The 10307-nt window shown below is 69.5% G+C and carries 12 protein-coding genes and 1 riboswitch; of the genes, 4 read left to right on the top strand and 8 right to left on the bottom strand.

Annotated features, from left to right (window positions below; genetic code table 11):
• From ROTAS13_RS02775 to ROTAS13_RS02750, 6 genes are all read right to left on the bottom strand, one after another.
• The coding region (locus ROTAS13_RS02775; protein WP_305793712.1) for a hydantoinase/oxoprolinase N-terminal domain-containing protein at positions 1–529 on the bottom strand (529 nt) is incomplete at its 3' end.
• 14 nt (positions 530–543) lie between these two features.
• The gene (locus ROTAS13_RS02770) at positions 544–1245 is read right to left on the bottom strand and encodes an ABC transporter ATP-binding protein (protein WP_075821490.1); all 702 of its coding nucleotides are present in this window, start codon (positions 1243–1245) and stop codon (positions 544–546) included.
• Entirely contained in the window at positions 1232–1960 is a 729-nt protein-coding gene (locus ROTAS13_RS02765) for an ABC transporter ATP-binding protein (RefSeq protein ID WP_026033315.1), read from the bottom strand. Before ROTAS13_RS02765 ends, ROTAS13_RS02770 begins: the two co-directional genes overlap by 14 nt.
• Positions 1944–2978, bottom strand: a complete 1035-nt coding sequence (locus ROTAS13_RS02760) for a branched-chain amino acid ABC transporter permease (RefSeq protein WP_075821489.1) — start codon at positions 2976–2978, stop codon at positions 1944–1946. Before ROTAS13_RS02760 ends, ROTAS13_RS02765 begins: the two co-directional genes overlap by 17 nt.
• The gene (locus ROTAS13_RS02755) at positions 2978–3853 is read right to left on the bottom strand and encodes a branched-chain amino acid ABC transporter permease (RefSeq protein WP_019461804.1); all 876 of its coding nucleotides are present in this window, start codon (positions 3851–3853) and stop codon (positions 2978–2980) included. The genes ROTAS13_RS02760 and ROTAS13_RS02755 overlap by 1 nt, the downstream gene beginning before the upstream one ends.
• Positions 3854–3865: 12 nt before the next feature.
• Positions 3866–5137, bottom strand: a complete 1272-nt coding sequence (locus ROTAS13_RS02750; RefSeq protein WP_075821488.1) for an ABC transporter substrate-binding protein — start codon at positions 5135–5137, stop codon at positions 3866–3868.
• Between the two features lie 385 nt (positions 5138–5522).
• Between ROTAS13_RS02750 and ROTAS13_RS02745 the strand changes: the two genes are divergently transcribed.
• Positions 5523–6428 (top strand): LysR family transcriptional regulator, encoded by a 906-nt coding sequence (locus ROTAS13_RS02745; RefSeq protein WP_019461806.1) that lies wholly within the window; start codon positions 5523–5525, stop codon positions 6426–6428.
• Between the two features lie 73 nt (positions 6429–6501).
• On the opposite strand, the gene ROTAS13_RS02740 is transcribed toward ROTAS13_RS02745, so the two are convergent.
• Entirely contained in the window at positions 6502–7848 is a 1347-nt protein-coding gene (locus ROTAS13_RS02740; protein WP_019461807.1) for an LLM class flavin-dependent oxidoreductase, read from the bottom strand.
• Between the two features lie 11 nt (positions 7849–7859).
• Complete coding sequence (locus ROTAS13_RS28400; protein ID WP_255414121.1) at positions 7860–7982, bottom strand: hypothetical protein; 123 nt, start codon at positions 7980–7982, stop codon at positions 7860–7862.
• Between the two features lie 255 nt (positions 7983–8237).
• On the opposite strand from ROTAS13_RS28400, the gene ROTAS13_RS02730 reads away from it, so the two are divergent.
• From ROTAS13_RS02730 to ROTAS13_RS02720, 3 genes are all read left to right on the top strand, one after another.
• Positions 8238–8969, top strand: a complete 732-nt coding sequence (locus ROTAS13_RS02730) for a GntR family transcriptional regulator (RefSeq protein ID WP_075821487.1) — start codon at positions 8238–8240, stop codon at positions 8967–8969.
• Between the two features lie 88 nt (positions 8970–9057).
• Positions 9058–9120: riboswitch (Fluoride riboswitch) on the top strand.
• An 82-nt stretch (positions 9121–9202) separates the two neighbouring features.
• A complete protein-coding gene (gene crcB, locus ROTAS13_RS02725; RefSeq protein WP_019461814.1) occupies positions 9203–9634 on the top strand; it encodes a fluoride efflux transporter CrcB in 432 nt (143 codons plus the stop codon).
• Between the two features lie 204 nt (positions 9635–9838).
• A complete protein-coding gene (locus ROTAS13_RS02720) occupies positions 9839–10306 on the top strand; it encodes a hypothetical protein (RefSeq protein WP_058390485.1) in 468 nt (155 codons plus the stop codon).
• Position 10307: the final 1 nt, after the last annotated feature.

The following is a 10307-nucleotide window of genomic DNA, read 5'->3' as shown; positions in this document are numbered from 1 at the left end:
CCTCATGCGCCGCGTTGACATGGGCGTTGAGCAGGCAGATCGCCACCGCCTCGGGCCGCAGCGCGCGCAGCCGCTCCAGCACCGCCGAGACCGAGGCCCCGTCCAGCGCCGTCTCCACCCCGCCGTCGCCGCGCAGCCGCTCCGCCACGCCGAGGCGCCGGTCGCGCGGCACCAGCGGGGGCTCCACCTTCTGCTTCAGCCCGTAGATGTCGCGGCGGGTGTGGCGGCCGATCTCCAGCACGTCCTCGAAACCCGCCGTGGTCAGCAGCACGCCGCGCGCGAGGCGCCGCTCCAGCACCGCGTTGGTGGCGATGGTGGTGCCGTGCAGCAGCAGGCGGATGTCGGCGAGGGCGAAGCCGTAGCGCTCCGCCGCCGCCTCGATGCCCGTCATCAGCCCGATGGAGGGGTCCTCCGGCGTGGTCGGGGTCTTGAGGCTGTGCAGCCCGCCGGTCCGCTCGTCGAGGATCTGCAGGTCGGTGAAGGTGCCTCCGATATCGATGCCGATCCGGATATGGCGCTGGGAAGACAAGGGAGGAATCCTGATCACATGCCGAGATAGGCACGCCGCACATCGGCGTTGCCGGCGATCTCCGCGGCCGGGCCGGACATCACGACCCGGCCGGTCTGCAGCACATAGGCGCGGTCGGCGATGGCCAGCGCCTCGGCCAGCCGCTGCTCCACCAGCAGCACCGTGACGCCGAGGGCGCGGATGCGCGTGACCGCCGCCAGGATGTCATCCACCAGCTTCGGCATGATGCCCTGGCTGGGCTCGTCGAGCATCAGCAGCTTCGGCTGGGTCAGCAGGGCGCGGCCGATGGCCAGCATCTGCTGCTCCCCGCCCGAGAGCGTGCCGGCGAGCTGCGGCAGGCGTTCCTTCAGCCGGGGAAAGAGCTCGAAGACCAGTTCCAGCGGCCTGAAGCGGTCCGGGTCGCCCTTGCGCGCATAGGCGCCGAGGCGGAGGTTGTCCTCCACCGAAAGGCGCGGAAAGAGCCGTCGCCCCTCGGGCACAAGGTTGACGCCGAGGCGCGCGATCCGGTGCGAGGGCATGCGGCGCAGGCTCTCGCCCTGGAAGGCGATCCGCCCCTCGGTCGCGACCTGGCCGGCGATGGCCTTCAGCAGCGTGCTCTTGCCCGCGCCATTGGCACCGACCACCGCCACCACCTCGCCCTGGCCGACCTCCAGATCGACGCCCTGCAGGGCCATGAGGCCCCGGTAGCTGGCGGAAACGCCCTCAAGCCGCAGCATAGCGGTCCCCCAGATAGGCGCGGATCATCTCCGGGTCGCGCACCACCTCCTGCGGCGAGCCGGTGAGCAGGACCTTGCCGAGATTCAGCACCACGGCGCGGTCGATCAGCGGCAGCAGAACCTCCATCACATGCTCGACCATGATGATGGTGACGCCCTGGTCGCGCACCGCGCGGATGAGCTGCACGCCGGACTGTGCCTCGGAGGGTGTCAGCCCGGTCAGCATCTCGTCCAGCAGCAGGATGCGCGGCTTCGTCGCCAGGGCGCGCGCCACCTCCAGCCGCCGCTTCTCGGGCGGCGTCAGCGAGATGGCCGGCCTATCCATGCGCCCGAGCAGCCCGGCGAAGTCCAGCACCTGCTCGGCCGCGGCCATCGCCTCCCGCGCGGTGCGGTGGCGGGTGAAGGCGCCCACCATCACATTCTCCAGCACGGTCATGGAGTCGAAGGAGCGCACCACCTGGAAGGTGCGGGCGATGCCGCGCCGCGTGCATTCCACCGGCCCGAGGCCGGAGATGCGCTGCCCCTCCATGCGGATCTCGCCGGTATCGGGCGTGACCTCGCCGGAGATCGAGTTGAACAGCGAGGTCTTGCCCGCGCCGTTCGGCCCGATCAGGCCCAGGATCTCGCCGCGATGGACGTCGAAGGTGATGTCGCTGTTCGCCTGCACGCCGCCGAAGCGCTTGCTGACGTTGCGGACCTCAAGAAGCGCGGCCATCGCCACCTCCCGCCTGGCTCCTGACGCCGAGCAGGCTGACCAGCCCCTGCGGCCGGGCCAGCGCCACGATCATGATCAGCAGCCCGTAGATCATCAGGTCCACGCCACTGCCGGAGCCACCCAGGTAGGAGCGCGAGAGTTCCGACACCGGGATCAGCACCGCCGCGCCGATCAGCGGCCCCCAGAGCGTGCCGACGCCGCCCAGCACCGCGGGCAGGGCGATCAGGATGGAGAAGGAGCCCGCGAGGATGCTGTCCGGGTCGATATAGCCGACATACTGCGCGTAGATCGCGCCGCCGACGCCGGTGAGGAAGCCGCTGATCGCGGCCGCCGCCATCTTGGAGGGGAAGACCCGCACGGCGAGGCTGCGCGCCGCCGTCACGTCGTCCTTCACCGCGCGCCAGGAATAACCCCAGCGCGAGCCCTCGATCGCCCAGGCCACAACCCAGGTCAGGGCGGCGAAGCCCAGGGTGATGAAGTGCCAGGGCAGCTTGGAGATGCGGAACTGCAGGTTCAGCCAGGAATCCGGCCCCAGCGGCACATAGATGCCCATCGCGCCACCGACCCATTCCCAGTTCAGGAAGAGCAGGTAGCCGATCTCCCCCACCACCACGGTCGCGATGGCGTAGTAGTGGCCGGACAGGCGGAAGCAGGGCCAGCCGACCAGCAGGGCGCAGAGCCCGGCCACGATGCCCGCCGCCGCCATGCCGAGCACCGGCGGCACGCCCGCATGGACGAAGAGCATGGTGGAGACATAGCCGCCCACGCCGAAATACAGCGCATGGCCCAGCGAGATCTGGCCGCAATAGCCGCCCAGGATGTTCCAGGCCTGGCTGAGCCCGGCATAGAGCAGGGTCAGGATGATCAGGTTCTGCGCATAGACGTCGGTGACGCCGAAGGGCAGCGCCGCGAGCAGGAGCAGGATCACCGCGCCGACCAGGAGCTCGCGCCGCCGGCGGCGGGTGATGGCGTTGGCGCGCGGCGGCGCGGCGGCGGCCTGTTGCAGGGTGGTGGACATCACAGCTTCCCGAACAGGCCGCGCGGGCGGAAGGCCAGCACGAACATATAGAGGGCGAACATCCCGATCTGCTTGACCGAGGGTTCCAGCACCAGGGCGGTGAGGGATTCCGCGAGGCCCACCAGCAGCCCGGCCACCAGCGCGCCCAGCAGGCTGCCGAAGCCGCCCAGCGCCACGGTGACATAGGCGATGGTGGCGAAGTTCACGCCCACATTGGGCGAGACGTAGTAGAAGGTGGCCAGCATCGCGCCCGCCACGCCCACCGCCGCGGCGCCCATGCCCCAGCCGATGGCGAAGATGCGGTCGCGGTCGATGCCGATCAGCGCCACCGCGTCGCGGTCCTCGCGCGTCGCCTCCAGCGCCCGGCCGAACTCGGTGCGCGAGACGGCGAGCAGCGCGGCGAAGGCCAGCAGGCAGACCACCGAGGCCACGAGCTGCGGCAGCGGCAGGTAGATGCCGGCGAGGTTCACCGTGCGGTCGCTGACCCAGGTGCCGGTGAGGCTCTGGAACTCGCTGCCGAACAGGTACTGCGCCGCGCCGCGCAGGAAGATCGCCAGGCCGAAGGTCACGAAGATCTGCGACATGCCGCGGTTGAAGGTGACGGACAGAGCCCGCCCGATCAGCAGGCGGTAGATCGCCATGCCGAAGCCGAACAGCAGCAGCGCCACCAGCGGCAGCAGCAGGATCGGGTCGAGGCCGCTGTACTGGTAGAGGATCAGCGTCGCGAACATGGCGAGCATCAGCAGCTCCCCATGGGCGAAGTTCACCACGTCCATCAGCCCGAAGATCAGCGACAGCCCGGCCGCCACGAGGGCATAGATCATGCCCATCAGCAGGCCGCTCACCACGGCCTGCGCGATCAGTTCAACGGTCATCCCCTTCGGCGCTTACTGGCCGACGTTCCAGACCAGCGGCACCGAGGCCACGTCGGACGGCCAGACGGTCCGGTAGGAGCCCTTGGTCACCTGCTGGATCACCGGCGTGCCGAGCAGGTTGTTGCCTGCCTTGTCGAACTTCACGCCCTTCCAGGGCATGATGGTCTGGTCGCCGGCGATGTCGGTCGCCTGGAAGGCCTTCTGAAGGTCGGCCGCCCTGGTCGAGCCGGCGCGGTTGATCGCGTCCGCCGCCACCTGGAGCGCGGTGAACTCGCGCGCGGTGTTGTCGTTCAGGTCCTTGTTCTGCCTGGCCTTGTAGAGCGCGTTGATCTTCTCGATCGCCGGCCGGCTGCTGCCCGCGTCGATGGCGAAGGAGGAGCGGCTGAGCACGCCCTCGGCCATGGCGCCGACGCCGGCGAGGAAGGCCTGCTCCTGGAAGCCCGCCGCCTGGGCCATGATCGCCTTGGGCTTGTAGCCGATCTCGTTCATGGCGCGCAGGATCAGGATGGCGTCGCTGGTATAGGAGGAGGGCATCAGCACATCCGCGTCCGCCGCCTTGAGCCGCTGCGCCTCGGCGGCGAGGCTCGGCGAGTTGGCGCGGTACTTGATGTCGGCCAGGACCTTGATGCCCGCCTGCTCCGCCATCTTCCGCTGGATGGTGGCGCTGTCCGTGCCGAAGATGCTGTCCTCGTAGAAGAGCGAGATGGAGCCGACCTTGCGGCCGGTCTTCTCCCCCGTCTCCTTGAAGAAGTCGAACATGGCCTCGGTGAAGGTCACGTCGTTCGGCGAGGGCCGGAAGAACCATTGCAGCCCGCGCTGCGTCAGGCTGGGCGAGGAGTTGTCGGCGGAGACATAGGGGATCTGGTAGCGCTCGGTGACCTGGGAGATGGTCGCCGCCGTGGCGGAGGAGAAGCTGCCGATGATCAGCGCCACCTTCTCCTGCGTGATCAGGCGCTCGGCCTCGGCGCGGGCCTTCTGCGGGTCGTTCTGGTGGTCGGCGAAGACCAGGCGGAGCTTCGCGCCGCCCAGCTTCGGCAGGCCGCCGCCCTCGCCCAGCAGCATGGGCACGCGGTCGTGCTGGCCGTTGATGATCTCGGTGCCCACCTCCATCACCGCCTTGGCGTCCTGCCCGATCTGGGCGCTGTTGCCGGTCAGCGGATAGACGGCCCCGATCACCACCTCCTCGGCGGCGTGGGCGCGGCGGATGTTCACGAGCGGGAGGCTGGCGGACCCCAGGGCGGCCCCCAGGGCGGAGGCACGGAGCGCGGCACGGCGAGTGAGCATGGACCCTCTCTGGCGATGGAACGGATGCGGCTCCGCCGGCACCGGCAGAGTTCGTCCGAGGCATGGACGGCTTGGCCGCCGGGAAGGCTCGCGGGGGCGCTGGCGGCCACCGGACGGGTCCAAAGCTCAGGACGGAAGGATCGGCGAGACGCATCCATTCTGTCCAATTGGCTTTCACAACCGGATGCCATCAGCCAGGCTTATGGAAGAATGCCGAAATACCGGGCAGTTGCGCGGCGTCATCGCAAGGTCCTGGCGCACCGGAAGGCCGCTTCCGGCGCCGGGACCCCATATTCCGCATCGCCCGCCCGGCGCGCCGGATGGGCAAGGCGCCGGCGCATCCCGCATAGTCCCCTCCAGCCGGAGGTGGCCGCCAGCGAGGACCATGATCGACCTGCGAAGCCTGGAGATCTTCTACTGGGTCGCGACGCTGGAAAGCTTCGGCCGGGCGGCGGAGCGGCTCTACACCACGCAGCCCGCCGTTTCCCAGCGCGTGGCGGGGCTGGAGACGGAACTCGGCCACAGGCTCTTCGAGCGCTCCGGACGCTCGATCCACCTGACGCCCAAGGGGCGCCACCTGCTGGGCTATGCCGAGCGCCTGCTGCGGCTGCACACGGAGATGGTGCAGACCATCGCCGCCGGGGAGCAGCTCGGCGGCGTGGTGCGCCTCGGCGTCGCCGAAACCATCGTGCAGACCTGGCTGTCGGACTTCATCGAGCAGGTGAACACGCGCCACCCGACCGTCACCTTCGAGATCGAGGTCGCCATCACCCCGGACCTCAAGCAGGCGCTGCTGCGGCAGGAGATGGACCTCGCCTTCGTGACCGGCCCGCTCTCGGAGCCGGAGCTCATGGACCTGGAGCTGATCTCCTACCCGATCCGCTTCCTGGCCGGCCGCCGCACGCGCTTCGAGGAGGAGCCGGTGCCGCCGGAGGCGCTGCGCCGGCACCCGCTCATCACCTTCCCCAAGAACACCGTCAACCACCGCGACCTGCGCCAGGCCTTCCAGGCGCTGGGCCTGGGCGCGCCCCGCATCCATGCCAGCGCCTCGCTCGCCACCATGATCCGCATGGCGGTGGACGGCATCGGCATCGCCGCCATCCCCCCCGTGGTCGCGCAGAACGAGATCGCGCGCGGCGAGCTGCGCCTGATCGAGACACCGCTGCGCCTGCCGCTGGCCCGCTTCACCGCAAGCTACCGCCCGGCACCCGATGCCGTCCTGGTGCCCAAGCTGGCGGGGATCGCGGTCAGCGTGGCGCACGCCTATGCACAGCAGCACGGCTTCATCTGAAGGCGCCGCCGTTGCCGAGCGCCCCGCACCTGGGGGCCAGAGCAACGCCGGGCGTAGCGCCCAGGCGCCCGCGTCAGCGCGCGGGAACGACCGCCCCGCCGTAGCGGCTCGCCGGCACCGGCACACCCAGGTTCCCGCGCAGGGTGCGGGAGGCGTATTCCGTGCGGAACATCCCGCGCCGCTGCAGTTCCGGCACCACCTGCGCCGCGAAATCCTCCAGCCCCACGGGCAGGGCAGCGGGGCAGATGTTGAAGCCGTCCGCCGCCTCGGCCTCCACCCAGGCCTCCATCTCGTCGGCGATCTGCTTCGCGGTGCCGATCAGGATGCGCGAGCCGAAGCCCGCCGCGATGGTGGTGTAGAGCTGCCGGATGGTGAGGTTGTCGCGGCGCGCCAGCTTCAGCAGGTTCTGCGCGATGCTGCGGACCTTGGGGTCGTTCGGCTCCGGCACCGGCCCGTCCAGCGAATGGGCGGAAAGGTCGCCCATCTGGCCGTAGAGATAGGAAAGCCCCAGCTCCGGCGCGACCAGCGCGTTCAGCAGGTCGTACTTCTCGCGCGCCTCGGCCTCCGTCTCGCCGATGAAGGGGGTGATGCCGGGAAGGATCTTCATCCCCTCCGGGTCCCGCCCCTTGCGCGCGGCGCGCTCCTTGAGGTCGCGGTAGTAGCTGCGGCCGGTGTCGATCTCGTGCGGCACGGCATAGATGACCTCGGCGCTCTCCGCCCCGATCTCCATGCCTGCCTCGGAGGCCCCGGCCTGGACCAGGACGGGACGCGCCTGCGGGCTGCGTGCCACGCTGAGCGGCCCCTTCACCTTGAAGTGCTTGCCCTGGTGGTTCAGCACATGCAGCTTCGCCGCGTCGAAGAAGATGCCGCTTTCCTTGTCGCGGACCAGCGCGTCGGCATCCCAGGAATCCCAGAGCCCCTTCACCACCTCGACGAATTCGGCGGCGCGTTCGTAGCGCGTGCCGTAGTCCAGGTGCTGGTCGCGGTTGAAGTTCTGCGCCTCCGCATCCGACCAGGAGGTAACGATGTTCCAGCCCGCGCGGCCGCCGCTGATCCTGTCCAGCGAGGCGTATTTCCGGGCGATGTGGTACGGTTCGTTGTAGGTGGTGGAGGCGGTGGCGACGAGGCCGATATGCGTGGTCATCGGCGCCAGGGCGGAGAGCAGGGTCAGCGGCTCCAGCTCCGCCGTCTGGGCGGAGCGGCAGAGCGAGCCCGGCGGCTCGTCCTTCGCGCGGATGCCGATGCCGTCGGCCAGGAAGACCATGTCGAACTTCGCCGCCTCGGCGAGCCGCGCGACGTTCAGGAAGTGGGAGAAGTCCGAGGCCCCGCCCGGATCGACCTGCGGATGGCGCCAGGCTGCGGCGTGATAGCCGAGATAGCGCATCGACAGGCCCATGCTGATCATCTTGCGGGCGGGCATGGCGGATCTCCTCAGGCGGCGCCGCGTTCCGGCACGCCGTGCAGGGTGCCGATCAGCGCGCGTGTGTAGTCGTGGCGGGGCTGGGTGAAGACCTGCTCGGTCGGGCCGATCTCCAGCAGCCTGCCGAAGTGCATCACCGCGACCCGGTGGCACAGGAAGTGTGCCGGAGACGCCGGGTGGAGCCTTAGTCACGATGCTTGTTCCTAGCGGGCATCCTGGTGAAAAATTTCGTTGTTCAGTATACATCTACGTCGACCGGGCACCGCAAGAGCAATCACTTTTGTATAAATCTTCCATAATTTCATAAATGCCCTTGCGTTGATCGACAGAGCCGAGAATTTCGGCATACCCAATCCCGGCGCAACCAAGGAGACGCGGGCGTGGATGAAATGGCCACCCTCCCGGCCGGCACCGACACGGCGCGCGGCCTCGACCTCTACACCGCCATGAAGGCGGAGATCGTCTCGCTGCGCCTCGCCCCCGGCACGCAGTTGCAGGAGGTGGCGCTGGGCCAGCGCTTCGGCGTCAGCCGCACGCCCGTGCGGGAAGCGTTGCAGGGCCTTCTGCATGACGGGCTGGTGGAGCGCTTCGGCCGGTTCTACCGCGTCATCCGCATGACGGAAGCCGAGATCCGCGACTTCTGTGAGTTGCGCGAGGCCCTGGAATGCATGGCGGTCGGCCTCGCCGTGGCGCGCGAGCCGGGCTGCACCACGGTGCTGGAAAGGCTGATCGCCGAGCAGGAGACAGCCTTCGCGCAAGGCGACCTCGATGCCTTCCACGCCCTCGACGGCGCCTTCCACCTCCGCATCGGCCAGGGCGCGGGCAATGCCGCGCTGCTGCGGCAGATGGAGATGCTGCACGACAAGGCGACGCTGGTGCGCGCCATGGAGGGCAGCCGCCCCCACTGGGCCGGGCGCGTGGTCGCCGAGCACTGCCGCATCCTCGATGCCATGCGGCGCCGGGAAGCGGACATCGCCGCGGCGGAGATGCGCTACCACATCCGCAGCGTCGTCATGCTCCGCCCCCGGCAGGCGCCGCTCCCGTCGCCAGAGGACGGGCCGGAGGCATCACCGGAAGGGACGCTGCAAGCCTCCGGAGCGGTCCACCCCGGCCTTCCCTGAGCCTTTCCCCGCCCCAGCTTGCTCACCCCGGCCTACCCGCCCCGGCCTCCCCGGCCCGTTGCCTTCAGCATTCCACGGGCCTATCCCTGTTCCCGATGGGGATGGGGTTCCCCCGAAACCGCCCGGATGGGCTGATGACTCCTACCGCAACCACGGAATGCGGTAGGGGTGCGTCCGGACCACGCCTGCCACTGGGCGGGTTCCTTCGCTCGCCCCGCAAGCAAGGAGCGAGCATGTCATTCACCACCTGCCTCCTGGTCATGATCGGCGGCGCCCTCGGCACCCTGGCGCGCTATGCCGTTTCCGTGCTGGCGCTGCCGATCAGCCGCGACCTGCCCTGGGGCACCATCCTCATCAACGTCGCCGGCTCCTTCGTCATCGGCTTCTTCGGCACGCTGACCCTGGCCCATGGCCGCTTCCCGGTGTCGGAGAACATACGCCTCTTCGTGATGATCGGACTCTGCGGCGGCTTCACCACCTTCTCCTCCTTCAGCCTCCAGACGCTGGACCTGCTGAGGAGCGGCGCCGTGCTTCGTGCGTCGATCAACATCGTGGCCTCCCTGCTGCTCTGCATCGGGGCGGTGGCCGTGGGCCACACCATCGCAGCCCATGTCAACGGCGGCGCCCGGCAGATCGCCCAGGCCGCCATCGAGGAGGATGCATGACGGCGGAAGCCCCATGCGTCATCGCTTGGGGCGGGGCACGGGGCGAGGCCCGACCTCCGGCGACGGCAGACGGACATGCCGCCGCTTGACCTCGGCCCCGGTCACGGCCCACTGGAACCCTTAGAGGTTCCCCGGATGGACGAGCTCACTCGGCAAAGGCCATCGGCTGGCCCGGAACAGCAAAAAGGGCGGGAGACGGGATGCGTGGCGGCCTGCCCGCGGACCCTGACCGATCTCGAGGCCGACCCCCTGGCCGTGATCGCCGAGGGGCGGGAAGCCGATCCCTTCCTGAGCTGGAAGGGCATCATCCGCCCGATCGACCGGGTGATCGACCGCGATGCGACCGCCCGGCACGCCGCCCGCCGTGCCGAGATGACCTCCCCCCGCTGCGTCGCCCAGCTCCTCCGGGCCGCCCGCTTCATCGAGCAGGCGCCCCCCAGCCGCCGCATCAACCGCCGGCGCTCCACCTATGGCTGGAAGCATGTCGCGGAGCGCTTCCACAAGGCCATGGACCCGTCGGGCGACTGCTATGTGGGGGAAGGCATGTTCATCCTCGCGGCGCGCGCCATGGGCCTGATGGTCCATGTCGATCGCCACGAGGACACCTATGTGAACCTGTCCGAACGCGCTGCCACGCCCTGGGGCGACAGCGGGGACGGCGCCGCCCCATAGG

It is taken from the genome of Roseomonas sp. TAS13, assembly GCF_001950415.1.
GTDB lineage: Bacteria > Pseudomonadota > Alphaproteobacteria > Acetobacterales > Acetobacteraceae > Roseomonas > Roseomonas mucosa.
This window is presented reverse-complemented; position numbering and strand designations above follow the sequence as displayed.

Coding starts and splice junctions, on each gene's coding strand:
- crcB (WP_019461814.1), top strand. CDS start 9,203: ATGTCATTCACCACCTGCCTCCTGGTCATGATCGGCGGCGCCCTCGGC.
- ROTAS13_RS02765 (WP_026033315.1), bottom strand. CDS start 1,960: ATGGCCGCGCTTCTTGAGGTCCGCAACGTCAGCAAGCGCTTCGGCGGC.
- ROTAS13_RS02740 (WP_019461807.1), bottom strand. CDS start 7,848: ATGCCCGCCCGCAAGATGATCAGCATGGGCCTGTCGATGCGCTATCTC.
- ROTAS13_RS02760 (WP_075821489.1), bottom strand. CDS start 2,978: ATGTCCACCACCCTGCAACAGGCCGCCGCCGCGCCGCCGCGCGCCAAC.
- ROTAS13_RS02755 (WP_019461804.1), bottom strand. CDS start 3,853: ATGACCGTTGAACTGATCGCGCAGGCCGTGGTGAGCGGCCTGCTGATG.
- ROTAS13_RS28400 (WP_255414121.1), bottom strand. CDS start 7,982: ATGCACTTCGGCAGGCTGCTGGAGATCGGCCCGACCGAGCAGGTCTTC.
- ROTAS13_RS02770 (WP_075821490.1), bottom strand. CDS start 1,245: ATGCTGCGGCTTGAGGGCGTTTCCGCCAGCTACCGGGGCCTCATGGCC.
- ROTAS13_RS02750 (WP_075821488.1), bottom strand. CDS start 5,137: ATGCTCACTCGCCGTGCCGCGCTCCGTGCCTCCGCCCTGGGGGCCGCC.
- ROTAS13_RS02745 (WP_019461806.1), top strand. CDS start 5,523: ATGATCGACCTGCGAAGCCTGGAGATCTTCTACTGGGTCGCGACGCTG.
- ROTAS13_RS02730 (WP_075821487.1), top strand. CDS start 8,238: ATGGCCACCCTCCCGGCCGGCACCGACACGGCGCGCGGCCTCGACCTC.